This is a genomic window from Streptomyces sp. NBC_01214 (assembly GCF_026340975.1).
Classification (GTDB): Bacteria; Actinomycetota; Actinomycetes; order Streptomycetales; family Streptomycetaceae; genus Streptomyces.
The window spans coordinates 3,870,818-3,896,996 of sequence record NZ_JAPEOS010000001.1 but is presented as its reverse complement, the minus strand read 5'-3'; the positions used below and the strand labels follow the sequence as shown (position 1 = coordinate 3,896,996).

The following is a 26,179-nucleotide window of genomic DNA, read 5'->3' as shown; positions in this document are numbered from 1 at the left end:
CGTCAGTGGTTGGGCGTCAGTGGTTGGGGTTCGCGAAGCGGTCGCGCAGTTCCCGCTTGAGGATCTTGCCGCTGGCGTTGCGCGGGAGGGCATCCACGAAGAGCACCCGCTTCGGGGCCTTGAAATGGGCGAGTTTCTCCCTCGCGTAGGCCATCAGCTCCACCTCCGTCACCTCCCCCACCTCCCCGCGCGGGACCACCACCGCCGTGACCGCCTCGATCCAGCGCTCGTCGGGCAGCCCCACCACCGCCGCCTCGGCCACGCCCGGATGGGTGTAGAGCACGTCCTCCACCTGCCGCGAGGCGACCAGCACCCCGCCCGAGTTGATGACGTCCTTCACCCGGTCCACGACCGTGAAGTACCCCTGCGCGTCCCGCACCGCGAGGTCGCCCGAGCGGAACCAGCCGTCCCGGAAGGCCTTCTCCGTGGCCACCGGGTCGTTCCAGTACCCCAGACAGAGCTGTGGCGAGCGGTAGACCACCTCGCCCGCCGTTCCGTCCGGCACGTCCTTGCCGTCCTCGTCGACGACCTTCGCCTCCACGTGGCGCACCGGCCGCCCGCAGGAATCCATCCGCCCCTCGTGCTCCAGCGGTCCGAGCACCGTGGCCAGCGGGCCGATTTCGCTCTGGCCGAAGCAGTTGTAGAAGCCGAGCCCCGGCAGCCGCTCGCGCAGGCGTTCCAGGACCGGGACCGGCATGATCGAGGCCCCGTAGTACGCCTTCCGCAGCGCGCCCAGCTCACGTACCGCGAAATCCGGGTGATGGGACAGGCCGATCCACACCGTCGGCGGGGCGAAGAGGCTGTCGGCCTCCCCGGCCTCGACCAGGTCGAGGATCTGCTCCGCGACCGGCGCGTCCACGATCGTGTTCCGTGCTCCCACCGCCAGGTACGGCAGCAGGAAGACGTGCATCTGCGCCGAGTGGTAGAGCGGCAGTGAGTGCACGGGCCGGTCGTCCTCGGCCAGGTCCAGTGCCTCGATCGCGCTCTCGTACTCGTGGGCGAGGGCCCGGTGGGTCATCATCGCGCCCTTGGGCAGGGCGGTGGTCCCCGAGGTGTAGAGGAGCTGCGCCAGCGTGCTCGGATCCCGGTCGGCCTCAAAGGGCAGCGGCTCGGCCAGCTCCGCCAGGAAGGAGTCGGGGGCGTCGCGCAGCGCCCGTACCGGGTACCGGTCGGGAACGCGTCCGGCCAGGTCGGGGTCGGCGAGTACCAGGGCGCTCGCGGAGTCGTCCAGGATGTGCGCGAGGTCCTCGCCGGTGAGGTTCTGGTTGACCGGGACGTGGGTGAGTCCGGCCCGGGCGCAGGCGAGGTAGGCGAGGAGATAGGCGTCGCAGTTGTGGGCGAAGGTGGCGATCCGGTCCCCGGCGGCCAGCCCGTACCGCTCCCGCAGCACGGCGGCGCCGGTGGTGACGGCCGCGTCGAGTTCCGCGTACGTCCAACTCCGCTCGCCGTAGCGCACGGCCGGGCGGTCGGGAACCCGCCGCGCGCTGTCGTGCACCAGTCCGTCGACCGTGTTGTCCCGCACTGCCCGCAGTGCCCGCGCTGCCGTCATGCCGCGATCCTCGTCCTCCCGTACGCCCAAGGTCAATAACCGGATACCAAACGGGATGTTGACAGACCATCGGACCGGCTGAATGAGTGTGGGGGCACGGACGTACCGCCTGTCCAACGGGTAACCACGCCCATCCACAGGCTACTTGGGAGGACCGTTGCACCTCAGCACTCGTCCGATACCGATACTCCGCCGCGTCGCCCTCACGGGCGCCGCACTGCTCGCCGCGACGGCCGCCGTGCCCCAGGCCTCGGCTGCCCCGGTGCCCGACGACCGGACGGCCGCCGGCGGCGGTCTGTCCGCCGTCATCCGGTACACCGAGAACGGCATCCCGCACATCCTCGCCCGCGACTACGCGCGGCTCGGCTTCGGCACCGGCTGGGCCCAGGCCGCCGACCAGGTCTGTGTCCTCGCGGACGGGTTCGTGACCGTCGCCGGTGAGCGTTCGCGCTGGTTCGGTGCCGAGGCGGCGCCCGACTTCTCGCTCTCCTCGGCCACGAAGAACCTCTCCAGCGACCTGTACTTCAAGGGGGTGCGGGAGTCCGGCACGGTGGAGGCGCTGCTGGCGACACCGGCCCCCGCCGGGCCCACCAAGGACCTCAAGGAGCTGATGCGCGGCTGGGCCGCCGGGTACAACGCCTGGCTGGCCCAGAACGAGGTCACCGACCCGGCGTGCAAGGGCGTTGGCTGGGTCCGCCCGGTCACCACGGCCGATGTGGCCGCCCGCGCGTTTGCGGTCTCCGTCCTCGGTGGCCAGGGCCGCGGCATCGACGGCATCACGGCCGCGCAGCCCCCGGGCGCCGCGGGGACGCCGACCGGCCCGTCGGCGCGCCCGCAGCCCGCCGATCCGCAGCCCGCCGATCCGCAGGCCGCCGATCCGCAGGCCGCCGATCCGCAGGCCGCCGATCCGGCGGCCGCCGCCGAGGCCGCGCGGGAGTTCTTCGACACCGGTCGCTACGACATGGGCTCCAACGCGGTGGCCTTCGCCGGCTCCACCACGGCGAACGGCCGCGGACTCCTCCTCGGGAACCCGCACTACCCGTGGCACGGCGGGCGCCGCTTCTGGCAGTTCCAGCAGACCATCCCGGGTGAGCTGAACGTCTCGGGCGCCTCCCTGCTCGGCACCGCCGTGATCAACGTCGGTTTCAACGAGAAGGTGGCCTGGAGCCACACGGTCGCCACCGGCACGCCCGTGAACCTGCACCAGCTCGCCCTGGACCCGACTGACCCGACCGCCTACCTCGTCGACGGCAAGCCGGAGAGCATGACCCGGCGGACCGTCACCGTCCCGGTGGCGGGCGGTGCCCCGGTCACCCGCACCCAGTGGTGGACCCGCTACGGACCGGTGGTCTCCGACCTCGGACCGAGCCTGCCCCTGCCGTGGACCGCCCGGACGGCGTACGCGCTGAACGACCCGAACGCGGTGAACCTGCGCGGCTCCGACACCGCCCTGGCGATGGGCAAGGCCCGCTCGGTGGCCGGGATCCAGGACGCGCTGGGGCGCACGCAGGGCCTACCCTGGGTCAACACCGTGGCCGCCGACTCCGCGGGCGGCACCCTCTTCACCCAGACCCAAGTGCTTCCCCGGATCACCGACGAGCTGGCGGCCCGCTGCTCCACCCCGCTGGGCCGGGCCACGTACCCGGCCTCGGGGCTGGCGGTGCTGGACGGTTCGCGCGGTGACTGCGCGATCGGCTCCGATCCGGACGCCGTGCAGCCGGGCGTCTTCGGCCCGGCGAAGGCACCGACGCTACAGGGCGCCCCGTACGCCGAGAACTCCAACGACAGCGCCTGGCTGGCCAATGCCGACCGGCCGCTGACGGGCTACGAGCGGATCTGGGGCAACGTCGCCACCCCGCGCTCGCTGCGCACGCGCGGCGCCGTCGAGGACGTGTCCGCGATGGCCGCGAGGGGCCGGCTGACCGTGGCCGACCTGCAGGAACAGCAGTTCGCGAACCGGGTGCCGGCCGGTGACCTCGCGGCGGCCGACGCGGCGAAGGCGTGTGCCGACCTGCCGGGCAGGACGGCGACGGCGAGCGACGGCGGTGCGGTGGACGTCTCGGCGGCCTGCGGGGTGCTGGCGGGCTGGGACCGTACGACCGACGCCGCCAGCCGCGGCGCGCTGCTCTTCGACCGGTTCTGGCGCAAGCTGACGGCCTCGACGCCGGCCAAGGACCTGTGGCTGGTGCCGTTCTCGGCCGCCGACCCCGTACGCACCCCCCGTACGCTCAACCGGGCCGCGCCCGGCATCGGGCGGGCGCTCGCGGACGCGGTGGCCGAGTTGAAGGCGGCCGGGATCGCGCTGGACGCCCCGCTGGGCGAGCACCAGTTCGTGGTCCGGGGCGGACGCAAGCTGCCGGTGGGCGGCGGTACGGAGGCGCTCGGCGTCTGGAACAAGATCGAGGCGCCGTGGAACGCGGCGGCCGGCGGATACCCGGAGGTCACGCACGGCTCCAGCCACATCCAGGCGGTCGGCTGGGACGGCGGCCGCTGTCCCGTGGCGCGCACCCTGCTGACGTACAGCCAGTCCTCGAACCCGCTCTCGCCTTACTACGCCGACCAGACCCGGATGTACTCCGAGGAGCGCTGGGTCACGGCACGTTTCTGCGAGCGGGACATCCTCACGTCGCCGAAGCTGAAGGTGGTCCTGGCCCGCGAACGGCGCTGACGCGTGGCCCGCGTTCCTCTTCCCGGCCCCGACCCGGCCCGGGTCCCGACCCCGGCCCGGGTCCCGGCCCCGGTCCCTCACGGGCTGACGGCCAGGAAGAGGTACGCGGCCAGCAGCACGATGTGCACGCCGCCCTGGAGCAGCGTGGCGCGCCCGGGGACGATGGTGAGGGCGCTGACCACGACGGTCAGCGCGAGCAGCACCATGTGGATCGGGCCGAGGCCGAGCAGGAGCGGGCCGGAGAGCCAGATCGAGGCCAGGGCGATGGCGGGGATGGTCAGGCCGATGCTGGCGATGGCTGACCCGTAGGCCAGGTTGAGACTGGTCTGCACGCGGTCGCGGCGGGCGGCGCGAACGGCGGCGAGGGTCTCGGGCAGCAGGACGAGCAGAGCGATGATCACACCGACGACCGCCTGGGGCAGGCCGGCGGCCGCGACGGCCCGCTCGATGGTCGGGGAGACGGCCTTGGCGTCGCCGACCACCGCGACGAGCGCGATCAGCAGCAGGCCGAGGCTGAGGAAGGCGGTGCGGACGGTGGGCGGCTCGGCGTGACCGTCGGCGTCGCCGGAGCCCGTTCCGGTGTCCACGGGCAGGAAGTAGCTGCGGTGGCGGACCGTCTGGACGGCGACGAAGAGTCCGTAGAGGGCGAGCGAGGCGACGGCGGCGAAGATGAGCTGCGCGGCCGAGAACTCGGGGCCGGGCTTGCTGGTGGTGAAGGTCGGCAGGACCAGGCTGAGGGTGGCCAGCGTCGCGACGGTGGCGAGGGCGGCGCCGGACCCTTCGGGGTTGAAGACGGCGATCCGGTTGCGCAGGGCGCCGACGAGCAGCGACAGGCCGACGATCCCGTTGCACGTGATCATGACGGCGGCGAAGACCGTGTCCCGGGCGAGCGAGGCGGACTTGTCGCCGCCGTCGGCCATCAGGGTGACGATGAGCGCCACCTCGATGACGGTGACGGCCACGGCGAGGACGAGGGAGCCGAAGGGTTCACCGACCCGGTGCGCGACGACCTCGGCGTGGTGGACGGCGGCGAGGACCGCACCGGCCAGGCAGAGGGCGACGAGCGCCACGGCGAAACCGGGCAGGTCCCGCCCCCAGCTGAAGACGAGCGCGACCAGCGCCACCACGGGGACCACGACGGTCCAGTCGGTCAGGAAGGATCTGCGCTTAGTCGTACCCATATGTGCCAAGTTGCCAGATGCGTCCCTCAAGTGCGTCGCAAGGCACGCCTCCGGGGTCTTGACGTGGCGTTTCTCACGGATTACCCGGTGTGGCCGGTTCCGATCGCCCGGGCCGGATGATCGGGGGCCCGAGGATGGGGGCACGACCCCGGCGGACGCGCGGTCGGACGGGACCGAGGGCGAAACGACCGACCTGCACCGCACCGTGCTCTGGGCGCTGCTGCGCCACGTCTCCCCCGCGCCGGGGGCCGAGCGGCCGGGTCTCACCCGTGTGGTCCTGTGGGACGGCCATGCTCCGGGTACGTCGGTCGCCTACGACCTGCCCTGGTCGACGCGTACGACACCAACCTCCCGTGGGCCGGCGATCGAGGGGACACTGCGGCGGCTCGCCGCCGGGCCGCCGCCGGAGCCCGCCGTCCGGGACGGGCCGGGCATCCCCGTCGTTGACGCCGGCGCCGAGGCCGTGCGCTTCGGGGAGGATCCCGGGTACGACCGCAGCGACGCGCTGCACGCCGCGGTCTCCGTGCTGAGCCCGTTCTCCGTGCCCCCGGAGTCCGTGCCGGAGCCCGAGCTGCTGCTCGGCGGATTCCTGGTGACCGGCCCGGACACGGTGCGGCTGTACGTGGACCGGACCGATGGTCCGGCAGTGCCGGCAGGGCCGGCAAGACCGGCAGGCCGGCCGCTCGGATCGGCGTGGACGTGTCCCTACTGGACCTCGGGGGACGCGTACGAGGGGGGGTGCACCGCGCTGATGGCGGCACTGCCCTCCCTCGTACGGGGCGAGCTCGATCAGAACGCCTCGGAGGCCGAGGACCCGTACGGCGCCGGGGTGTGCGACTTCACGTACTGGTGACGTGGTCGGCCGGCGGGCTCACATCGCGCGCTCGTGGCCCTCCCAGTACGGATCGCGCAGCCGCCGCTTGTAGAGCTTGCCGTTCGGGTCGCGCGGCATCGTCTCGATGAAGTCGACCGTCTTGGGGCGCTTGTAGCCGGCGAGCTGCCGCTCGCAGTGGTGCAGGATCTCCGCGGCCAGGGCGTCGCCCGCGACGAAGCCCTCGGCCGGTTCGACGACCGCCTTGACCTGCTCGCCCCAGTCGGCGTGCGGGATGCCGAAGGCGGCGGCGTCCGCCACGGCCGGGTGGGTGAGCAGGGCCGATTCGATCTCAGCCGGGTAGATGTTGACCCCGCCCGAGATGATCATGTCGATCTTCCGGTCGCGGAGGAAGAGGTAGCCCTCCTCGTCCAACAGCCCCAGGTCGCCGACCGTGAAGAAGTCGCCGATCCGGTTCTTCCGCGTCTTGCCCTCGTCCTTGTGGTAGCTGAAGCCGCCGGTGTTCATCTTGAGGTAGACGGTGCCCAGTTCCCCGGCGGGCAGCCGGTTGCCGTCGTCGTCGAAGATGGCGAGTTCACTGATCGGCCAGGCCTTGCCGACGGTTCCCGGCTTCTTCAGCCAGTCCTCGGCGGTTGCGAAGGCGCCGCCGCCCTCGCTGGCCGCGTAGTACTCCTCCACACAGCCGCCCCACCAGTCGATCATCGCCCGTTTGACGTGGTCGGGGCAGGGCGCGGCGCCGTGGATGGCGTGCCGCATCGAGGAGACGTCGTAGGCGTCCTTCGTCTCCTGCGGGAGGGCGAGGAGCCGGTGGAACTGGGTCGGGACCATGTGGGTGTGCGTGCAGGCGTGCGTGTCGATCAGGCGCAGCATCTCCTGCGGGCTCCACTTGTCCATGAGGACGAGCGGGTGCCCGATGTGCAGGGCGGCGCCCGCGAATTGGAGGACGGCCGTGTGGTACAGCGGCGAGCAGACCAGGTGGACGTTGCCGTCGAAGGGCCGGATGCCGAAGATGCCGAGGAAGCCGCCCAGGTACGTCTCCTCCGGGAGCTTGCCGGGCAGCGGGCGGCGGATGCCGCGCGGGCGGCCGGTGGTGCCGGAGGTGTAGTTCATGACCCAGCCCAGCGTGCGGCCCTCGGGGACGGTCGCGGGCTGCCCGTCGAGGAGCTGCGCGTACGGCCGGAAGCCCGCGACCGCTCCGACGGCGTAGCGGTGGCTCGCGGGCAGGGCGGCCTCGTCGGCGGCGGCGGTGGCGGCGTCGGCGAAGCGCTCGTGGGCGATGAGGACCTTGGCTCCGGAGTCGGAGACGATCCAGGCGATCTCGGGGCCGACGAGGTGGTGGTTGACGGGGACGAGGTAGAAGCCCGCCTGGGAGGCGGCCAGATAGGCGGTGAGGAACTCGACGCCGTTGGGGAGGACGACGGCGAAGACGTCGCCCTCCTCCAGGCCGGCGGCGCGCAGTCCGTGGACGAGGCGGTTGACGTCGGCGTGCAGCCGGCCGGCGCTCCATTCCTCGCCCTCGGGGGTCACCAGGACGGCGCGCCCGGGGTCGGCGGCGGCCTGGGCCCAGAAGCCGTTGGGCGGCTGCTGGTCGGCGGCGGGGGTCGTGGACGTCGTCGCGGTCATGTCGGTCACGCCTCTCGGACTCGGCCGGCGATGCGGTTGATGCGGTCGATCGCCCTCTCGAACCCGCTGGTGAGGTCGTCGAAGACGGCCCGGACGCTGCGTTCCTCGGTCATCCGGCCGACGATCTGGCCGACGGGGGTGCCGAGCAGGGGCTGGATCTCGTACTTCTGGATCCGGGAGACGGCTTCGGCGACGAGCAGGCCCTGGAGCGGCATGGGGAGCGCGCCCGGGCCCGCCGGGTCGTCCCAGGCGTCGGTCCATTCGGTGCGCAACTGGCGGGCGGGTTTGCCGGTGAGGGCGCGGGAGCGGACGGTGTCGCCGGAGCCGGCGGCGAGCAGTTTCTCGGTGAGGGCGCGCGAGTGGAGGTCGGCCTCGGTGGTGGTGAGCCAGAGCGAGCCGAGCCAGGCGCCCTGGGCGCCGAGGGCGAGGCCGGCGGCGATCTGCTCGCCGCTGCCGATGCCGCCGGCGGCGAGGACCGGGAGGGGGTCGACGGCCTCGACGATCTCGGGGACCAGGACCATGGTGGCGATGTCGCCGGTGTGGCCGCCGGCCTCGTAGCCCTGGGCGACGACGATGTCGATGCCGGCTTCGGCGTGGCGGCGGGCGTGCTTGGCGCTGCCGGCGAGGGCGGCGACGAGGACGCCGTGGTCGTGGGCGCGCGCGATGACGTCGGCGGGCGGGGAACCGAGGGCGTTCGCCAGGAGTTTGATGGGGTAGTCGAAGGCGACGTCGAGCTGGCTCCGGGCGACCTGTTCCATCCAGCCGGTGATCCGCCAGCCGGAGGCCTCGCCCTCGGCGAGCTCGGGCACGTGGTGCTTGGCGAGGGTTTCGCGGACGAAGGCGCGGTGCGCGGCCGGGATCATCGCCTCGATGTCGGCTTCACCGATGCCGTCGACGGCCTTCTTGGCGGGCATGACGACGTCGAGGCCGTAGGGCTTGCCGTCGGTGTGCGCCTGCATCCAGTCGAGGTCGCGTTTCAGGTCGTCGGGGGCCGTGTAGCGGACCGCGCCGAGGACACCGAAACCGCCCGCTCGGGTAATCGCGGCGGCGACCGCCGGGAAGGGCGTGAAGCCGAAGATGGCGTGCTCGACACCCAGTTTCTTGCTCAGCTCCGTCTCCATGGGCGGCAGGATGCCGCAGCCCGGCGGTCGAGGGAAGAGATTTTCTGATGCAGTGTCAGATTCTTTACGGGTCGGTCGGTGCGGAGGGTGCCCGGTGGGCGGGCAGATACCCACTAGCGTGCGGAAGCGCCTGCGGCGCGCTCGGCGGATCCGGGAGGCCCGGGGCCCGTTCGCCCGCGGCGCGCTCGGCTGTTCCGGGAGGCTTCCGGGGCCCGGACCCCGGGCGGCGCCCTGGGCGGTGACGCCGCAGGGGTCGGCGGGGCAGTCCAGCCCCGTCGGCGTGTGAGGTGCGGAACCCGGGGCGGAGCGCCGGGAAACGGCAACGCGGGTCGGGACCATCCCAGCCCCGCCGGCATTGAGGCGCGGGCCCGGGGCGGAGCCCTGGGAGACGGCGCCGCAGGTGGACAGCGGACAGGAGGGCGGACATGACGGTACGCACGGGGGCTTTCGGCGTGGCGGGCGGAGGAGCCCGACCCGCACGGGCCGCAACGGGCGGCCCCGAGAAGACGAGCGGCCAGCCCGAGGGGACAGGCGGCCGGCCCGAGGGAACAGGCGGCCAGCCCGAGAGGACAGGCGGCCAGCCCGACGCGACAGGCGGCCGGCCCGAGAGGACAGGCGGCGGGCCCGAGGGAACAGGCGGCTGGCCCGAGAGGGCAAGCGGCCGGCCCGGAGCGGCCGGTGGCGGGTTGACGCGGCGACGGCTCGGGGCGCGACTGCTCGCCCTCGGCGGGGTGCTCGTCCTGCACGCCGCGCTCCCCGGCTCCGCGGGTGCCGCGGGTGCCGCGGGCGGCCCGGCGGAACGGCGCGCGCTCCAGGGCCTGCGGCTGCGGTACGGATCCGCCCGCCAGGCCGGGTTGCTGGAGAAGCACCTGGAGGGGGTGGCGGACGAGGCCCGGCGCTTCCTGGGCCCCTCCCCCGAACACCCCTACTACGCGGGGGCGGTGGTCCTCGCCGGCCGGGGCCGCACCATCGCCCTGCACCGTGCCATGGGGTACGCGGTCCGGTACGCGGACTACGACGGACGGACCGACCGGGTCAAGGAGTTCCCGGCGGCCGAACGGATCGCGATGGCCGAGGACACGGTCTTCGACCTGGCCTCGCTGACCAAGCTGTTCACCTCCGTCCTGGCCGTCCAGCAGATGGAGCGCGGGCGCCTGGAACTGGAGGCTCCGGTATGCCGGTACCTGCCGGAGTTCACCGGGGGCGGCAAGGAGATCGTCACGGTCCGTCAGCTGCTCACGCACACCTCGGGGTTGCGCTCCTGGGCGCCCTTCTACCAAGAGTCCACGCGGGAGGGGCAGCTGAGGCTGCTGTGGTCGGTCAGGCCGCAGGAGACCCCCGGGACCGTCTACCGGTATTCCGACCTCAACCTCATCGCGCTGCAACTGCTCCTGGAACGGATCACCGGTCGCACTTTGGACGTCCTGCTCCGCGACGAGATCACCGCTCCGCTCGGGATGCACCGCACTCGTTACAACCCACCGCGCTCCTGGCGCCGGGTGATCGCCGCCACCGAGGTGCAGCGCCCGCCCTGGTCCGGCCTGGACCGCGGGCTGGTGTGGGGCGAGGTCCACGACGAGAACGCGTACGCGCTCGGCGGCGTCGCGGGCCACGCCGGGGTCTTCGGCACCGCCTGGGACCTGGCCGTGCTCGCCCGCGCCCTCCTCGACGGCGGTGTCTACGCGGGCAAGCGCATCCTGCGCCCGGCCTCCGTCGAGCTGCTCTTCACCGACTACAACACGGCCTTCCCCGGCGACGACCACGGTCTCGGCTTCGAGCTCTACCAGCACTGGTACATGGGCGCCATGGCCACCCCGCACTCCGCCGGGCACACCGGCTTCACCGGCACCTCCCTCGTCCTCGACCCCTCCACCGATTCGTTCCTGATCCTGCTCGGCAACTCCGTGCACCCCGTGCGGACCTGGCGGGCCGGCAGCGCGCCCCGGGTCGCGGTCGGCAACCGCTTCGCCCGCGCCGTCCCGGTCCGCACCCGGCACGGCGGCGCGGCCTGGTTCTCCGGCATCCGGGCGGGCGCCTCGGGCACCCTCACGCTGCCGCCGCTCGTCCCGGCCACGGCCGCCGCCCGGCTGCGCTGCGCCGTGTGGTGGGACACCGTGCCCGGCGAGGGCGCCCTGCACCTGGAGGCCTCCGCCGACGGGGAGCACTGGGAAGCGCTGCCCTTCAGCACGCTGCGGTCCACCGGCGGCACGCCCGAGCAGTGGCCGCGGGGCTCCGTGAGCGGCTGGTCGGGCCGTGTCTGGCACCGACTCGAAGCCCCCCTCACGGCCGCTTGGGCGGGACGCGAGGTACGGCTGCGCTTCCGCCACACCGCGACCGGCCGCTACGTGGGGCGCGGGGCCTACGTGGACGTGGTCCGCGTGGCGGAACCGGGCCGCCTGCTCTTCGCGGAGGACCGCCCCGCCGACGCCGACCGCATCGAGGCCATCGGCTGGACCCGTTCGGCGGACTGACCTAGGCGGCGAGGTGGAGTGCTGCCCGGTAGGCGAGGCCAGGCCGCGCCGCTGCATCTCGACGTCGAAGCCGAGCGGGCGGCCGCCTCGGCGTCCTCGCCGCAGGCGGTGGCGGGTCTAGGCCGTCTCGCTCGGATCGTGCCGGGCCGCGACGCCCGGCACCGCACCTCGGTGCGTTGTCGGGGCGCCCGAGTACGTCCAGTACACGGGCGCCCCTCCGCCTTGCCCTGCTTCCCCTCGGCCCTGCGAGCCTGGGGAGACCCCAGGGCACCGGCCGCCGCGGGCTCGGTCGACAAGATCCCAAAGAGACGGCCTAGACGGACGGCTGCGGGATGACCGCGCGGATCCCGTGGCGTCGCAGGTGGGACCGGATGGCGCGGGAGGAGTAGGCCCGGTCCGCGAGCACGGCCAACGGCCGGGTTCGGGGCCGGCCGGGCCCGCTTCGTGGCACGCGGATGCGGGCCACCACCGCGTCGAGGCGGGTGCGTTGCCGGCGTGGCCCGCGGTGACGGTCAGGACCGGGGGCCGTGCACGGTCGTCGGCAGCCAGGTAGACCATGGCGCTCAGGCCGCCGCGTGAGCGTCCGAGGGCGTGGTCGGCGGGCTCGCTGCGGCCTTCAGCCCCTTTTTGCGTGCTCCGGCGGAATGCTGGTGGGCGCGGACGGCGGTGGAGTCGACCGAGACGGTCCAGCCGATGCCGTCATCGGCGTCCGCGGTCGCCAGCACGGCGGTCGGGATGTTCTGCCAGGTTCCGTCGACGGCTCATCTGATCAGCCGTTTGTGGGCGGTCTGGAGCGGGCCGAGCTCGTCGGGCAGGTCCCGCCCGGGCGCGTTGGCACGGTACTTCCACGCGATGGCCTCGAACGTTCGGCGGTGATCAGCCCACCGCCGTCCACCGACCGGATCGGCCGGCATCAGCGGCTCGATCCGGCCCCGCACCGCATCAGTGATCACTCATCGGGCCGACACATCCGATCGGCTGACCAACCCAGCAAAGGGACATCCGCGAGCCAGGAGACCCAGCCGGCTGCTCCCGCGGGGCAGTCGGGCCCTGGTCAGATCGTGACCGGGCCGTGGGCGGTGGCGAACTCGACCGAGACCAGGCCCGGTTCCTCATCCTCGACCCAGGTGACGTCGATCTGGTCGAGGGGGTGGTCGGCCGGTTCGCCGAGGAATTCGGCGATGGAGGCGGCGTCACCGGCGATGGAGACCCCGTGGATGGTGCTGGAGGTGCGCGGGTCGGCGCTCGGGCGCTCCTCGTTGGGGACCAACCACTGAAGGAAGTAGGGCAGTTGCGGGTCCTCCAGCAGTTCCAGCAGGCCGATCTGCTTCCACCTCAGGTCGAACCCGTCGGGGCGGACACGGTGGCCCTCGGCCGAGGTCCGGCCGAGGCGGGCCTCGACCGGGGCGATGTCGTCGACGGAGACCACCCAACCGAGCCAACCGCCGCCCTCGGCGGCGCGGCGCGCGACCGCCTGGCCGAAGGGTGCGCGGTCGGCGGCGGGGTGGTCCAGTGTGGTGACGACCTCGACGTAGGTGCCGCCGCTCAACGGGAGAATGAAATTGCGGGTGCCGAATCGCGGGTGCACGCCCCCGTCGACGAACCCGGCGCCGAGGGCCGATCCGATCCACTGGACGGTCGAGACGAAGCTGTCGCGGGCCACCGCATAGGACACGTGATCAAGTCGCACTTCGCCATCATCACCCGACCACCCGTACAAATCCCGACGCCACGCCCGCCACCCCGGCCCCAGCCGTGTCCGCGTCCGCGTCCGCCATGGATTCAGCCGTGGATCGGATCGATCATCGTCATCCCGGCGGGGAGGCCCGGTCGAAGCCGGGCAGCAGCGCTGCTGCCACAGGATTTCGATCCGGCATGCAGCACCCTGCGCACCGCACTTGCAAGAGACGACCTGGCCGACCCGCCGCCGCGGCAAGAAACCTAGGCCCTGTCGTCACAGTGGCGTCGGCCGAGGCCGCGGCGTCCGGTGCCACGGGGTCTCCCCGGGCCCGCCAGGGCCGAGGGGAAGCAGGGCAAGGCGGAGGAGCGCCCGTGTACGGGACGTACCCGCGTACGGGACGCACTCGGGCGCCCCGACCACGCGGCCAGGTGCGGTGCCGGGCATCGCGGGCCCGACAGGACCTTGACGACTGGGCCTAGTGCCGTACGAGGCAGAAGGGATGCCCCGCCGGGTCCGCGTAGATCCGCCAGCCGCGCCCGTCCGAGCCGTCGAGCAGCGTCCCGCCGGCGGCCAGCACCTCCTCCTGTGCCCGGTCCAGGTCCGGGACGCCGAGGTCCAGGTGGAACTGCTGGGGCCGGGCGGGGTCGGGCCAGCGCGGCGGGACGTGGTCCAGGGCCTGTTGGAAGGCGAGGACCAGGCCCGAGGGCGTGTGGAGCGTCGCCCAGCTCTCGTCGAGCGACCACCGCCGGTCCGGCTGGTTGACGTTCCCGCCCAGCAGGGACCGGTAGAACTCGGCGAGCGCCTGCGGCTCGGGACAGTCCAGGACCACGCATTGCAGTTCAGCGATCATGACCGGATCCTAGGTCTTACGCGCGGGGGCGCCCCGTCGATCGGGCCGGACCACGGGCCGGCGAGCGGCACCGGACGGCCAGACGACCTCCACCGGCGTCCCCTGCGCGCGGGCCGTCGCCACGGCGTCGCCCGTCCCGCCCCGCCTGCCGCCCGGACCGCCGTCCCAGACCGCGACCAGGAGCTCGGCCCGGCCGAGGAGCAGTCGGTTGGCAGCGGCGTAAGCGGTCGCACCCGCCCTTCGGTACGGCATGACCTTGACCTCGGCGGCTGCTCGCAGGAGGCGGTCGAACGCGGCGCCGTGCGGTCCGTCCAGCATGCGTGCGCGGTAGTCGGTCGAGGGGAGCACCGCCACCAGCCGCCCGCCCAGCGCGAGGACGGCGTCCGCGAAGACCGTGTCCGCGCCGGCGGCCAGGCAGGACATTCCGGTGAGCTCAGCGGCCGGGTAGCGGGCGAGCAGCGGGGCCAGCGCCCCTGCGACCAGGGGAAGGCTCGCCCCGGTGAGGTTCACGTGGCCCGTCACCGCGATGGTCGCCATGGCATCCCCGCTCCGCATCGAAGGACCGTCATCGAGCCGCCGAACGGCGACGCCCCATCATGCGGGTCCGGAACGGCCCCGGCCACGGAATTGGCCCTCGCGGAGCATCCGACCGGAAATGAGCCGCAGCGCCGCTGCCCCGGATCGGGTTCCGGGGCTGGCCGCCCGTGGCCGGATCCTCCGACGCGCGGGCCCGGAGCAGAAATCCAGTTGCTCGACCGAGCAGGTCGTGGATGCAATGGCCGGCATGGTGACCGAGGTCCGCCCGCCGCGACACGACGAGATGACTGCGTACTACCGGGCATTACCGTTCACAAACGGATTGCCGAGCTGGGAGCCCGCGGACGCGGCGTGGCACGGCGGCCCGGAGCCCTGGCCCCCACAGAACGCGCCTGCGAGCGCGGACCAGCTCGAGGAGTTGGCCGCGGCCGACATCAAGGACGACTCCTTCCACCCGGTCGCGGCGTTCGTCGACGGCAGGTGCGTCGGCGCATCCGGCACCCTCTCCTTCGAGGTGACGGTTCCCGGCGGAGGAACGGGACGCATGGCCGGCGTCACTTCCACCGGAGTGATCGCGACGCACCGCCGGCGCGGGTACCTGCGGCAGATGATGCAGGCCATGTTCGATGCGGCCCTGGAGCGGGGCGAGCCGTTGGCGATGCTCAGCGCGAGCGAGGGCAGCATCTACGGGCGGTTCGGATTCTCGCCCGCGACCTACCGCACCCGGTGGGAGCTGGCCCGTCACGAAGCCGCTCTCCTTCCGGCGGAGCCCGATCCCGGGTCGCTGGAGCTGGTCGACGCCGCGCAGGCGAAGCAGGCCTGGCCCCTGGTGCACGCGCAGGTGCGTGCCCACCGCGTCGGGGAACTCAGCCCTCTCCCCGGGCAGTGGGACGGGCTGTCCGACGGAGCGGACGGCACGAACGGGCCGCTGCGCTACCTCACCCACCGCGACCAGCACGGCCGTGTGGACGGCATCGCCAACTTCCGACTGCCGTGGTCTTCGACCACGGACCATGCCGGAAGTCTCGTGGTGGAGGCCCTGGAAGCGACGAACCCGGTGGCCTACCGTGCCCTGTGGGCACTACTGATCGACTTCGACCTCACCAAGACCGTCGTGGCGGCCGCCCGTCCGCGCGACGAGCCCCTGCGGTGGATGCTCACGAACCCGCGGGCGATGCGCATCACCCGCCAGACGGACAACCTCTGGGCGCGCCTTCTCGACGTCCCCCGCGCCCTGACGCAACGCTCGTACCTGACGCCCGGCGAGCTGAGGTTCACGATCGGCGACGACCGGATGTGCCGGGCGAACAACGGAACGTGGCACCTGAGGGCCGACGGCCCCGTGGCGACGTGCGTTCCCACCGACGAGACGGCAGACCTGACCATCACCCTCGCCGCGCTCAGCTCGCTCTACTTCGGGGGCATGTCGGCGCGCCACCTGGCGTGTGCGGGGCACATCACTGCGCACACCGACGGTGCGATCGGGCAGCTGGCCCGGATGTTCTGGACCGACCCCGAACCGCACAACTCCTTCGGCTTCTGACGGGGCGGTGGGCATCGGGCCCCGAGGGCCCGATGCCCGGGCCGGCCTGGAACGCGGGCCGGCCTGGAGCGCGGGCCGGCCGTCAGCGGTTCAGCAGCGTCTTCTGGAGCCAGTCGAAGACGACCTCGCAGTGCAGTTGCGGGGCCATGGGGGAACAGTGCAGCTGCGCGCCCTCGGCCGCCGTCAGTTTCAGGTAGTCCTTGGGCGAGGTGAGGGCGTCGTACATTCGGCGCGGCTGGCCGGGGTAGAACTGCTCGCCCTCGTAGTCCAGCACCAGGGTGGGTGCCTTGATGCGGCCGACGACGTCGGTGATCGACAGCGCCTGGATCCGGGTGGCGGGGGTGTAGAAGTCGGTGAACAGCTTTCCCCGACGGGCCTCGAGCATCGCGGGGATGGAGAACGGCTCGAAGCGCTTCTTCATCACGTCGGCCGCGTCCGGAGGCAGTTCGGGGACCACCTCCTTGTTCCAGATGTCGTTCGTCTCCTGCTTGTCCGGAGTGAGGATCTTCCGGATCTCCGGCGGGAAGCCCAGCCACGGCTCCACACAGCCCGGCATGGCCACCAGCGCGGCGATCCGGGTCTCGAACGCCGCCGCCCTCGGGGCGAGGTCCCCCGCCATGCTCAGCCCCGTGAGCGCGATCTTGTCCGGGTCCACGTCGGAGCGGGCCGTCAGCCAGTCGACGAGGGGCGTGACGACCTTCTCCCAGGTGGGCGTGAAGACGACCTGGTCCACGAAGAGCAGCTGCCCCTGGCCCGGCCCGTCGTAGACGAGCGCGTTCCAGCCCCGGTCCAGCGCGGCCGGGACCCCGTAGGTCCACATGTCCACGTTCTGGCCGTCGCTGCCGTTGGTCAGGATCACCGTCGGGCGCGGGGTGCCGGAGGTGTCGGGGCGGAAGAACCACACCGGCAGCGGCGTGGCGCCGTAGGGCACGTTCGCCTTCACCGGGGCGGGCTCGCACAGGCCGCAGAAGGTGTCCCAGGCCCCGCGTCCGGCCTTGTACAGCGCTTCCTCGCTGCCGGGGTCGTCCGAGCCCAGGACGAAGAACAGCGCCTGCGCGTAGTACTGGGCCGCGCGCAGCGCCCGGAACCGCTTGGTCTGGCCGTCTGCCGGGGCACCCGGGGGTGCCTCCAGGAGCTGGTCGCCGAGTGTGCGGAAGGTCTGCACGTACGTCTGCGCGGTCAGCCCGGCGGCATTGATCGTGTTCACGGCCGTGAGGACCTCGCCGACCTCGGCGGCGCCGGCGCCCGAGCCACCGAGCGCGAGGAGTCCGTTGAAGTTGTACGCCGGGTCCTTGAACAGCGTCATCGCACCCGGGGTGAGGCCGCCCGCGGCCGCGGTGGGCGGGGCAGAGCTGCTGGACGCCGCCGCCGGAGCGCCTGAGGCGCCGCCGCGGGTGCAGCCCGCCGCGAGGGCGGCGCCCGCCCCGGCGGTGAGCAGGGCACGACGGGTGGGGCCGGGGTGCCGATCACCGGATATGTGGTTCATGCCATCGGAACGTAGCCCCGAGCCGGCGCGGCGGCCTCCCGTCCCGTCCGGTGCGGACGGGACGGGGCATCCGGCCCCGTCCCCGGCCCGCCCCGAACCGCAGGTCGCGGGCCCCGTCCCGTCCTGTCCGCGCGGGCTTGCGAAGGCCGACCGCCTTGCGCCGGTCGGGGGAAGGGGCCCCGACCGGCCGGGGGGGAGGCCGATCGGGGCGGGCCCCGGCCGGCCAGGGGGGAGGCCGGCCGGGGCGTATCGGGAGGGGCGGGGACATCGGACACTCACCCGCACCACGTATGGATGAACGGTCAACCACCCCGGGAGGTTCCCGGCCCCGGTACCGAGCTCGCCATCCCCTCCCGGCCCGGAACGTCCTACGCTGAAAAGCGGCGGCCGAACCGGCGAGCGGCCCGCGGCCGCCCCCGTGGGCACCTGCCCCTCCCCCACTGCGCAGGTGCCCACCACGGCTTCGAGCGGCGGCGCCACGGCCCGAAGGACCCCGGCACCCTTCGGGTCAGGCCGCGTGGGCGAGGACCGCGTCGAGCATCCGCCGGGTGACGGAGGTCAGTTCGGCGAGGTCCGGGGCCGGGCGGGAGCGGGCGAGGGCGCCGGCCAGCCGGTCGTAGAGGAGCCCGTCCGTCCAGGCGACCAGCAGCTCGGCGGCCTCCTCGGACCGCCGCGCGCCGAGGGCGGCGAGGATGCCCGAGGCCCGGACCCGGGCCCGCTGACCCGCCCGGTGGAAGTCCGCCTCCAGTTCGGGATTGCGGGCCGCTTCCAGACTGAGTTCGAAGCGGGCCAACTGGCGCGCGCGGCCCTCCGTCAGCCAGCGGTACAGCAGCCCGGCCAGCGCGGCCGCGGCGCCCTCGCGGTCCGCCGCCGGGGGCGCGGGCGGACCCTCGGACGCGGGAGCGCCCCCGAGGTCGCGCAGGTCACCGGGGCCATCGAGATTACCCAGGCCGCCGAGGCCACCCGGGTCGCCCAGCTCACCGACGTCGGCCAGGTCCAGCTCGGCCAGCCGCTGGTAGCAGGCTCCGATCAGCGCCGTCCTCGTACGGAAGTAGTACGAGGTGCTCCCGGCCGGCAGCCCCGCCGCGCCGTCGACCGCGCGATGGGTCAGGCCCCGAAGCCCGGCGGCGGCGACGAGGTCGATCGCCGTGTCGGCGATCAGCGTTCTGCGATCCGCGGCAGGCGGGGTCTTGCGAGGGGTGGACATCGACACACTCTACATGTGTAGAGTGACGACATCGGACTCTACACATGTAGAGGATCCGGCCGGAGGAGTACCGAGGAAGAGGAAGCGGGGGACTCGTCATGTCGACGGTTCAGCGTCACGCGATCGTGGCAGGAGCGGGGATCGGCGGGCTCACCGCGGCCGTGGCCCTGCACCGACACGGCTGGCGGGTCACCGTGTGCGAGCGGGCGGCCGGGCCGACCGCGGTCGGCGCCGGGATCGTGCTCGCCCCCAACGCCCTGCGCGCCTTCGACACCATCGGCTTCGACCTCACCCGCTCAGCGGGCCGCACCGTACCCGCGGCGATGGGCCTGCGCCGCCCGGACGGCCGCTGGCTCAGCCGCGCCGACACCGCCGCGCTGGCCGCCCGCTTCGGCGGCCCGCCGCTCGCCCTGCACCGCTCGGCGCTGGCCGACGCCCTGGCGGCCGCCCTGCCCGCCACGGCGATCCGCTACGGCGTCGCCGTCACCTCGGTGGACGACGCCGACGGCGCCCCGGTGGTCCGCACCGACGCCGGCGACCTCCACGGCGCCGATCTCGTCATCGCCGCCGACGGCATCCACAGTCCCCTGCGCCGCCAGTACTTTCCGGACCATCCCGGCCTCCACCACAGCGGGGAGACCGCCTGGCGCACGGTCCTGCCCGCCACCGCGAGCGGCGCGGGGACGGCGACCGCCGAGACCTGGGGCCGCGGCGAGCGCTTCGGTGTGGTCCCGCTCGCCGACGGCCGGACCTACCTCTACGCCACGGCCGTCGTCCCCGCCGGCCATCGTCCCGCCGACGTCCGCGCCGAACTCCTGCGCCGCTACGGCACCTGGCACGACCCGATCCCGGCCCTGCTGGAGCGGATCGACCCGGCGGCCGTCCTCCAGCACGACCTGTACGACCTGGCGGCCCCGCTCCCCCGCTTCCACCACGGGCGCCTGGCCTGGCTCGGCGACGCCGCCCACGCCATGACCCCCAACCTGGGCCAGGGCGGCTGCCAGGCCGTCGAGGACGCGGCGGTCCTCGGCCACCTCCTGGCCGGCACCGATGCCGCGGGCGTCCCGGCCGCCCTCGCCGCCTACAGCGCGGCCCGCTGCGCACGCACCGACGCCATCCGCGTCCGCGCCCGCCGGGCGGGCCGGGTCGCCACCCTCACCCACCCCGTCGCGGTGGCCGTCCGCGACCTCGCCGTCCGCGCCACCCCGGCCCGGGCCGCGACCCGGGCGATGGCGGCGCTGTTCGAGGGATTCGCGCTCCCCGACGGAATGGACACCGTGCCCGCGGGCGTTGCCACTCGTTGATGAGGTTCGCTGACCGTTTCGACGCAGAGGCAGGCGGAGTCACATGACGACCGAAATCGACTGGGACCACCCGACCGACCCCCGGGAGGGAAGCTGGCAGCTGGACCACGTCAAGCTGTACGTGGGCTCGGGCGGCTCCGAGGGCCAGTACTGGAACGGCACCCAGACCCTTCTGCTCACCACCCTGGGCCGGGTGTCCGGCAAGCCCGTGCGGACCCCGCTCATCTACGGCGAGGCCGAAGGCGCCTACCTGGTCGTCGCCTCCAAGGGCGGCGACCCCGCGCACCCGCTGTGGTACCGGAACCTCTCCGAGCACCCCGCGGTCCGCATCCAGGTCGGCCAGAAGACCATGCAGGGCACGGCCCGCACCGCCACCCCCGAGGAACGCGCCGCGTACTGGCCGGTGATGGTCGGGCACTGGCCCGCGTACGACGAGTACCAGGCCAAGACGGACCGCGAGATCCCGATCGTCGTCATCGAACCCGCTGGATGACCCCGACGGAGGCGCCGGCGGGAGTCCGTCCCCCGCCGGCCCCTCCGGGGAGCGTCAGATCGAGCCGACGACCTTGCGCGGGCTGACGCGGACGACGACGCGCTCGGCGTCCTCCTTCGACGCCGGGTTGAAGTCCGCGTAGTCCTTGCCCGTGTACTTGCGCGACAGCTCGTTGATCAGCTCTTGGCCGCCCTCCGTGGTCAGTTCGGCGGTGCCGCGGACCTCGGCGTAGCTGTAGGGCGCGTTCGCCGGGTTGATCATGACCGTGATCCGCGGGTCCGCGCGCAGGTTCTTCTCCTTGCGGCGGCCGACCGTCGTGGAGACCAGCAGGTCGTCGCCGTCCCGGGTGAGCCAGGTGACCGACAGCTGCGGGCTGCCGTCCGGCTGGATCGTGGCCACGGTCGCGAAGACCGGGCTGTCGTCGATGAGTTTCTTCAGGTCGTCGGAGAGTGCGGCGGACACGGAGCGGTTCCTTCCCTCGGCTGACTGCCGTCCCCGGGCCGACTGGCCTCGGCGGGACCGGCAACGGACAGCCTGCAAAACCGCTGCCGCCCCGGGCAAGTTCCGCCGCCCCGTGCCGCACCGCGCGCCGCGGCGCCGGGCACCCCCGATTCCGGGGCGTGACCGGGCCGTGGGACCCGACCCGGTGGTCGGACGGGATGAGCACGATCCACCCGTACGGCCGAGTCCGGGCGGCCTAGTGCCCGAGTACCGCCATCGCCGCGTTGTGTCCGGGGACGCCGCTGACTCCGCCGCCGCGGACCGCGCCCGCCCCGCACAGCAGGACGTTGCGGTGGGCGGTTTCCACGCCCCACCGGCCGCCCTGGTCGGCGTAGGGCCAGGACAGGTCCCGGTGGAAGATGTGGCCGCCGGGCAGCCGCAGTTCGCGCTCCAGGTCCAGCGGGGTCTTCGCCTCGATGCACGGGCGGCCGTCCGCGTCGAAGGCGAGGCAGTCGGTGAGCGGTTCGGCCAGGTGCGCGTCGAGCTGCGCGAGGGTGGCCGTCAGCAGGACCTCGCGGGCCTGCTGGTTGTCGTGCCCGAACAGCCGGGCCGGCGCGTGCAGGCCGAAGAGGGTGAGGGTCTGGTAGCCCTGCTCCACCAGTTCCGGGCCGAGGATCGTCGGGTCGGTCAGGGAGTGGCAGTAGATCTCCGAGGGCGGTACGGAGGGCAGTTCGCCGGAGGCGGCCTCCGCATAGGCCCGGGCGAGCTCGGCGTAGCCCTCGGCGATGTGGAAGGTGCCGCCGAAGGCCTCGCTCGGGTCCACCGAGGTGTCCCGGAGCCGGGGCAGTCGGCGCAGCAGCATGTTGACCTTGAGCTGGGCACCCTCGGGGGCCCGCGCCGCACCCTCGGGCGGGGCTTCGCCGAGCAGTTCGGCCAGGGCCTGCGGCGAGGCGTTCACCAGGACCGTGCGGCCGACGACCCGGCCCTCCCCGGTCGCCGTGCGGAACACCACCTCGGCCGGGGCGACCCCGTCCGTGTCGATCCGCAGCACCTCGTGGCCGGTCGCGATCTCGGCACCGGCCGCCCGGGCCGCCGCCGCGAGGGCGTCCGTCAACGCGCCCATGCCGCCCACGGGCACGTCCCAGTCACCGGTCCCGCCGCCGATGACGTGGTAGAGGAAGCAGCGGTTCTGTGCGAGGGAGGGGTCGTGCGCGTCCGCGAAGGTGCCGATCAGCCCGTCCGTCAGGACCACCCCGCGGACCAGGTCGTCGGCGAAGTTCCGCTCCACCGCCTGCCCGAGGGGCTCCTCGAAGAGCATCCGCCAGGCGGCCTCGTCGTCGATCCGGGCCCGCAGCTCCGCCCGCGTGGGCAGGGGCTCGGTCAGGGTCGGGAACACCTTCTCGGCGACCCGCCCGGTGCTCCCGTAGAAGGCGCGCCAGCTCTCGTACTCCCGCTCCGAGCCGGTCAGCCGCGCGAAGGACTCCCGGGTGCGCTGCTCTCCGCCGCCGACGAGCAGTCCACCGGGTCGCCCGCCCCGTTCGGTGGGCGTGTACGAGGAGATCGTGCGGCGGCGCACCGCGAACCGCAGGTCCAGGTCGCGCACGATCTTCGACGGGAGCAGGGAGACGAGGTACGAGTAGCGCGAGAGTCTGGCGTCGACGCCCACGAAGGGGCGGCTGGAGATCGCCGCCCCGCCCGTGTTCCCGAGCCGCTCCAGGACCAGCACCGAGCGGCCCGCCCGCGCCAGGTACGCGGCGGCCACCAGGCCGTTGTGCCCGCCGCCCACGATCACGTCGTCGTACACGTCCCGCCCGAAGGTCGTCATGGCTCTTGGTAGCACACCTGGCCGAGCCGCTCCAGACAGTGGGCCTCGTCGGCGTGGGCGAGGGCCGTGTCGGGATGTTCGTCGCCGAGGGACCGCTCGAGGATGCCGGAGATGTCGCGGTAGAGGGGCAGCGCCTCGTCCCAGCGGCCCAGCCGGCCCAGCCCTCCGGCCAACTCCCGGCGGCTGACCAGGGTGTCCGGGTGCTCGGGCCCGAGCACCTCGGCGCGCAGGGCGCTCACCTGGCGCGCCTCGGCCACCGCTTCCGCCCAGCGCTCCAGCCGGCCCAGGTTGACGCCGAGGACGTGCCGGGCGCGCAGCGTCTCGGGGTCGGTGACCCCGTAGGCGCGGGTGCGGTCGCGGACCAGCCCCCGGAACAGGTCGAGGGCCTGCTGCGTGTTGCCGGTGCGGCCGAGCGCGATGCCGACCTCGTAGCGGGCGGCCAGGGTGTCGGGGTGGTCGCGGCCGAGCACCCGCTCCCGTACGACGCCGACCTCGTGGAAGGCGACCAGGGCCTCCTGCCAGCGCTCCAGGCGGCCGAGCGCGTACGCCGCCTCGTAGCGGGTCAGCAGGGTATCCGCGTGCTCGGCGCCCAGGACGGCCGCCCGGTCGGCGGCGACCTCGGCGGCGACGGCGTGGGCGTCCGCGTACCGGCCCAGCGCACCGAGCGCGCAGGCCAGGTTGTGCCGGCAGCGCAGGGTGTCGGGGTGGAGCGTGCCCACGGTCCGCTCGCGGGCGACGAGCACAGCCCGGTAGACGTCGTGCGCCTCCTGGTGGCGCCCGAGCCGGCCCAACTCGTACGCGGTCTCCTGGCGCGCCGCGAGGGTGTCGGGGTGGTCCGCGCCGAGCACCCGCGTGCGCCCCTCGGCCACGGCCGTGTACCCGGCGAGCGCCTCCTCGGGCCGGCCCGCGCGGCTGAGGGCGTACGCGCGCGCGTGGCCGGCGGCGAGCGCGTCGGGGCCGTTGCCCCGCGGGCCGGCGGGGCGCGGGAATCCGTACGCGGCGGTGAGCCGCGGGTCCTCTTCGGCCGCGGGACGGATGATGGTGGTGGTGCCGGGATGGACCGGGGGGTGCGCGCCGCGCGGGCGCGGCACCGGCTGGCCGCCCGAGGGGCGCGCGGCCGTCCAGGCTCCCGTGAGCACGGCCCATTCGCCGCTCGCCGGCCGGGCGTCGATGCCGGCCTTGCGGCCGGCGGTCATGCCGCGGGCCCAGGGCGGGAGCGGGGCCTGGGCGCCGGGCAGTCCGCCCGGTCCCAGCCGTGCCTCGACGAGCCGGCGGTGCACGTGGCGGGCGTCGCCCGGCCGGTCCTCGGGGCGCTTGGCGAGCAGGTCCAGGACCACCTCGTCGAAGTAGCCGGGCAGCTCGGGGCGGTGCTCGCGCAGCGGTACGGGCGCGTTGTCGCGGTGGCCGACCAGCACCGACCAGGAGTCGCCGAGGTCGAAGGGCGGGGCGCCGGTGGCGATCTCGTACAGGACGCAGCCGAAGGAGTAGAGGTCGCTGCGGTGGTCGACCTCGCCGCCCGCGATCTGTTCGGGCGACATGTAGTGCGGCGTGCCCATGGCCATGCCGCCGCCGGTGAGCTTGGCGGTGAAGCCGATGTCGTGGGCGAGGCGGGCGATGCCGAAGTCGCAGATCTTCACGGTGCCGTCGGTGAGCCGCATGATGTTGGCGGGCTTCAGGTCCCGGTGGACGACGCCCTGGTCATGGGTGTAGCCGAGGGCCGCGGCCATCTGCTCGGCGATGTCGACGACGACGTCCACGGGGAGCGGGCGCGTGTCGTTGTCCTCCAGGAGCTGGCTGAGGTTGCGGCCTTCGAGGAGTTCCATGACGAGGTAGAGCGGGCCGCCCGCGGCGCTGTCGTCGCCGAAGTCGTGGACGACGGTGACCCCGCGGTGCTGGAGGGAGGCGGCCACGCGCGCCTCGCGCCGGAACCGCTCGCGGAGCACCTGGGTGAAGTGGGCATCCTGCTCGGCGCCGATCGGCTTGAGGCACTTCACGGCGACCTGCCGGCCCAGCGATTCGTCCCGGGCGCGCCACACCTCGCCCATGCCGCCGCGCCCGATCAGATCGAGCGACCGGTAACGGCCCTGGATCAGTCTGGACTCCGCCATGTCTTAAAGCCGCCCCCGTTTTCGTGCTACGCCCTCCCCGGCCGGTCCAGTATGGCCGCTGATGTACGCAGTGTGTACGGCGAGGGGCGGCTCCCGGGGCCCATGCGGCGCATCGCTTTCAAGATGTGACCTGGAGGCAGCTGCCAGCGTAGACCTGCGGGAATGCTGCGCAGTACGCGCCCGGTGAGGCGCAGGCGCCGGGTGACGCTGCGCGGTGCCGGTGCGGACCGCCCGTACAGCTGGTGCGCCCAGCCCGGGAGGGAACCGTACGCCAGGCCGGCGACGGGCGGCCACAGCAGGTTTCGGCCACGTACGAGGAGGGGAGGGACGGGCGGGCCGCGCAGGAAGTCGTCCACGGCGAGGGCGTCGGGGCCGGCGGCGAGTTCGGGGCGGATCCGCTCGAAGTACGCGGCGAGCCCGGCGGTGTCGGCGGGGACCCCGGCCGGGTCGAGCCCGACGAGGCGGGCGTTCACGCGGTTCTCGTCGACGTAGCGGTCGGCCTGGGCGGGGGTCAGGGGGACGCCGGAGCGGCGCAGGACGTGCAGGAAGCTGTCGATCTGCGCGCAGTGGATCCACAGCAGCAGCTCGGGGTCGTCGACGGGGAAGCGTTCGCCGGTGTCCGGATCGGTGGCGGAGAGGTTGCGGTGGATCGTGCGGACGCGGAGGCCGGCGCGCTCGGCCGCCTCGGTGGTGCCGTAGGTGAGGGTGCCGACGAAGTCGGCGGTGCGCAGCAGCCGTCCCCAGGCGTCCGACCGGAAGTCGGAGTTCTCCATGACCCCGCGGACGGCGCGCGGGTGGAGCGCCTGGAGGTAGAGCGCCCGGAGTCCGGCGATCCACATCATCGGGTCGCCGTGGCACTGCCAGGTGACGGACGAGGGACCGTACAGCCCCGGGTCGGCGCCGGGGCGCGGCCCGTGGCGCGGCCCGGTCACGGTGGTCCCCATCCCGTACCTCCCCGTCGCAGGCGCCCGGCGGATCCAGCCTACCGATCCGGGGCGGCCGTCGGCGGCCGGCCGTCAGCGATGCGTACGGCCGGGGACGCGGCCGTCAGGGTCCCGTCGGGGGCGGGCCGGGGGCCGTGGAGGCGGGGACGGCTTCGGCACCGGAGCGTGCCGCCGCCGAGGGCGCGGTCCGTGGCGGCCGGGCCGCCCGTGGCCCGCCTGGCCATCGGGCCGGGGCGGGCCGGGGCGGGGCGGGCGTGGGCACGGCCGGGGTGGTCACGTACCGGGTGCTGGACGTCAAGCACGCCGGGGAGCGGG

Annotated in this window: 19 protein-coding genes and 1 pseudogene; 6 read left to right on the top strand and 14 right to left on the bottom strand. The window is 73.7% G+C overall.

Annotated features, from left to right (window positions below):
- Positions 1-16: 16 nt before the first annotated feature.
- Positions 17-1,531, bottom strand: a complete 1,515-nt coding sequence (locus tag OG594_RS18250) for a fatty acyl-CoA synthetase (RefSeq protein WP_266603015.1) — start codon at positions 1,529-1,531, stop codon at positions 17-19.
- A gap of 175 nt (positions 1,532-1,706) precedes the next feature.
- Here OG594_RS18250 and OG594_RS18245 point away from each other — a divergent pair, with 175 nt between their 5' ends.
- Complete coding sequence (locus tag OG594_RS18245; RefSeq protein ID WP_266600174.1) at positions 1,707-4,217, top strand: penicillin acylase family protein; 2,511 nt, start codon at positions 1,707-1,709, stop codon at positions 4,215-4,217.
- A 77-nt stretch (positions 4,218-4,294) separates the two neighbouring features.
- On the opposite strand, the gene OG594_RS18240 is transcribed toward OG594_RS18245, so the two are convergent.
- Complete coding sequence (locus tag OG594_RS18240) at positions 4,295-5,398, bottom strand: calcium:proton antiporter (RefSeq protein WP_266600172.1); 1,104 nt, start codon at positions 5,396-5,398, stop codon at positions 4,295-4,297.
- 205 nt (positions 5,399-5,603) lie between these two features.
- Between OG594_RS18240 and OG594_RS18235 the strand changes: the two genes are divergently transcribed.
- On the top strand, positions 5,604-6,251 hold the full coding sequence (locus tag OG594_RS18235; RefSeq protein WP_266600170.1) for a hypothetical protein: 648 nt from the start codon (positions 5,604-5,606) through the stop codon (positions 6,249-6,251).
- 18 nt (positions 6,252-6,269) lie between these two features.
- Here OG594_RS18235 and OG594_RS18230 read toward each other — a convergent pair whose 3' ends face one another.
- Together OG594_RS18230 and OG594_RS18225 are read right to left on the bottom strand one after the other, a co-directional pair.
- On the bottom strand, positions 6,270-7,853 hold the full coding sequence (locus tag OG594_RS18230; RefSeq protein ID WP_266600168.1) for an acyl-CoA synthetase: 1,584 nt from the start codon (positions 7,851-7,853) through the stop codon (positions 6,270-6,272).
- 5 nt (positions 7,854-7,858) lie between these two features.
- Positions 7,859-8,974 (bottom strand): nitronate monooxygenase family protein, encoded by a 1,116-nt coding sequence (locus OG594_RS18225; RefSeq protein ID WP_266600166.1) that lies wholly within the window; start codon positions 8,972-8,974, stop codon positions 7,859-7,861.
- Positions 8,975-9,660: 686 nt separating this feature from the next.
- On the opposite strand from OG594_RS18225, the gene OG594_RS18220 reads away from it, so the two are divergent.
- Positions 9,661-11,445, top strand: coding sequence for a serine hydrolase (locus OG594_RS18220; RefSeq protein WP_266600164.1), 1,785 nt, complete (start codon positions 9,661-9,663; stop codon positions 11,443-11,445).
- 319 nt (positions 11,446-11,764) lie between these two features.
- On the opposite strand, the pseudogene OG594_RS18215 reads toward OG594_RS18220, so the two are convergent.
- The 4 genes and pseudogenes from OG594_RS18215 to OG594_RS18200 form a co-directional block, all read right to left on the bottom strand.
- Positions 11,765-12,359: pseudogene (locus OG594_RS18215) on the bottom strand (IS5 family transposase); the annotation flags it as partial.
- Between the two features lie 140 nt (positions 12,360-12,499).
- Complete coding sequence (locus OG594_RS18210) at positions 12,500-13,135, bottom strand: VOC family protein (RefSeq protein WP_266600162.1); 636 nt, start codon at positions 13,133-13,135, stop codon at positions 12,500-12,502.
- 466 nt (positions 13,136-13,601) lie between these two features.
- A complete protein-coding gene (locus OG594_RS18205) occupies positions 13,602-13,976 on the bottom strand; it encodes a VOC family protein (protein WP_266600160.1) in 375 nt (124 codons plus the stop codon).
- 9 nt (positions 13,977-13,985) lie between these two features.
- Positions 13,986-14,513 (bottom strand): hypothetical protein, encoded by a 528-nt coding sequence (locus OG594_RS18200; RefSeq protein ID WP_266600158.1) that lies wholly within the window; start codon positions 14,511-14,513, stop codon positions 13,986-13,988.
- Positions 14,514-14,760: 247 nt separating this feature from the next.
- On the opposite strand from OG594_RS18200, the gene OG594_RS18195 reads away from it, so the two are divergent.
- Complete coding sequence (locus OG594_RS18195; RefSeq protein WP_266600156.1) at positions 14,761-16,056, top strand: GNAT family N-acetyltransferase; 1,296 nt, start codon at positions 14,761-14,763, stop codon at positions 16,054-16,056.
- Between the two features lie 82 nt (positions 16,057-16,138).
- Here OG594_RS18195 and OG594_RS18190 read toward each other — a convergent pair whose 3' ends face one another.
- The gene (locus OG594_RS18190) at positions 16,139-17,542 is read right to left on the bottom strand and encodes a S9 family peptidase (protein ID WP_266600154.1); all 1,404 of its coding nucleotides are present in this window, start codon (positions 17,540-17,542) and stop codon (positions 16,139-16,141) included.
- A gap of 508 nt (positions 17,543-18,050) precedes the next feature.
- Positions 18,051-18,749: a TetR/AcrR family transcriptional regulator gene (locus OG594_RS18185; RefSeq protein ID WP_266600152.1), complete on the bottom strand. Its 699-nt coding sequence runs from the start codon at positions 18,747-18,749 to the stop codon at positions 18,051-18,053.
- A gap of 98 nt (positions 18,750-18,847) precedes the next feature.
- On the opposite strand from OG594_RS18185, the gene OG594_RS18180 reads away from it, so the two are divergent.
- The gene (locus OG594_RS18180) at positions 18,848-20,053 is read left to right on the top strand and encodes an FAD-dependent monooxygenase (protein ID WP_266600150.1); all 1,206 of its coding nucleotides are present in this window, start codon (positions 18,848-18,850) and stop codon (positions 20,051-20,053) included.
- A 43-nt stretch (positions 20,054-20,096) separates the two neighbouring features.
- The gene (locus OG594_RS18175) at positions 20,097-20,546 is read left to right on the top strand and encodes a nitroreductase family deazaflavin-dependent oxidoreductase (protein ID WP_266600148.1); all 450 of its coding nucleotides are present in this window, start codon (positions 20,097-20,099) and stop codon (positions 20,544-20,546) included.
- Between the two features lie 54 nt (positions 20,547-20,600).
- On the opposite strand, the gene OG594_RS18170 is transcribed toward OG594_RS18175, so the two are convergent.
- The 4 genes from OG594_RS18170 to OG594_RS18155 form a co-directional block, all read right to left on the bottom strand.
- On the bottom strand, positions 20,601-21,008 hold the full coding sequence (locus OG594_RS18170) for a PPOX class F420-dependent oxidoreductase (RefSeq protein ID WP_266600146.1): 408 nt from the start codon (positions 21,006-21,008) through the stop codon (positions 20,601-20,603).
- Between the two features lie 235 nt (positions 21,009-21,243).
- A complete protein-coding gene (locus tag OG594_RS18165) occupies positions 21,244-22,812 on the bottom strand; it encodes an NAD(P)/FAD-dependent oxidoreductase (protein ID WP_266600144.1) in 1,569 nt (522 codons plus the stop codon).
- Entirely contained in the window at positions 22,809-24,920 is a 2,112-nt protein-coding gene (locus OG594_RS18160; protein ID WP_266600142.1) for a serine/threonine-protein kinase, read from the bottom strand. Before OG594_RS18160 ends, OG594_RS18165 begins: the two co-directional genes overlap by 4 nt.
- Before the next feature lie 26 nt (positions 24,921-24,946).
- Positions 24,947-25,864 (bottom strand): oxygenase MpaB family protein, encoded by a 918-nt coding sequence (locus tag OG594_RS18155; RefSeq protein ID WP_266600140.1) that lies wholly within the window; start codon positions 25,862-25,864, stop codon positions 24,947-24,949.
- Positions 25,865-26,179 lie beyond the last annotated feature (315 nt).

Excerpts from the sequence above, each read along its gene's own strand:
- OG594_RS18200 (WP_266600158.1), bottom strand. The coding sequence starts at position 14,513 with ATGGCGACCATCGCGGTGACGGGCCACGTGAACCTCACCGGGGCGAGC.
- OG594_RS18185 (WP_266600152.1), bottom strand. The coding sequence starts at position 18,749 with ATGTCCACCCCTCGCAAGACCCCGCCTGCCGCGGATCGCAGAACGCTG.
- OG594_RS18195 (WP_266600156.1), top strand. The coding sequence starts at position 14,761 with ATGGTGACCGAGGTCCGCCCGCCGCGACACGACGAGATGACTGCGTAC.
- OG594_RS18225 (WP_266600166.1), bottom strand. The coding sequence starts at position 8,974 with ATGGAGACGGAGCTGAGCAAGAAACTGGGTGTCGAGCACGCCATCTTC.
- OG594_RS18160 (WP_266600142.1), bottom strand. The coding sequence starts at position 24,920 with ATGGCGGAGTCCAGACTGATCCAGGGCCGTTACCGGTCGCTCGATCTG.
- OG594_RS18205 (WP_266600160.1), bottom strand. The coding sequence starts at position 13,976 with ATGATCGCTGAACTGCAATGCGTGGTCCTGGACTGTCCCGAGCCGCAG.
- OG594_RS18240 (WP_266600172.1), bottom strand. The coding sequence starts at position 5,398 with ATGGGTACGACTAAGCGCAGATCCTTCCTGACCGACTGGACCGTCGTG.
- OG594_RS18180 (WP_266600150.1), top strand. The coding sequence starts at position 18,848 with ATGTCGACGGTTCAGCGTCACGCGATCGTGGCAGGAGCGGGGATCGGC.
- OG594_RS18165 (WP_266600144.1), bottom strand. The coding sequence starts at position 22,812 with ATGACGACCTTCGGGCGGGACGTGTACGACGACGTGATCGTGGGCGGC.
- OG594_RS18190 (WP_266600154.1), bottom strand. The coding sequence starts at position 17,542 with ATGAACCACATATCCGGTGATCGGCACCCCGGCCCCACCCGTCGTGCC.
- OG594_RS18175 (WP_266600148.1), top strand. The coding sequence starts at position 20,097 with ATGACGACCGAAATCGACTGGGACCACCCGACCGACCCCCGGGAGGGA.
- OG594_RS18230 (WP_266600168.1), bottom strand. The coding sequence starts at position 7,853 with ATGACCGCGACGACGTCCACGACCCCCGCCGCCGACCAGCAGCCGCCC.
- OG594_RS18155 (WP_266600140.1), bottom strand. The coding sequence starts at position 25,864 with ATGGGGACCACCGTGACCGGGCCGCGCCACGGGCCGCGCCCCGGCGCC.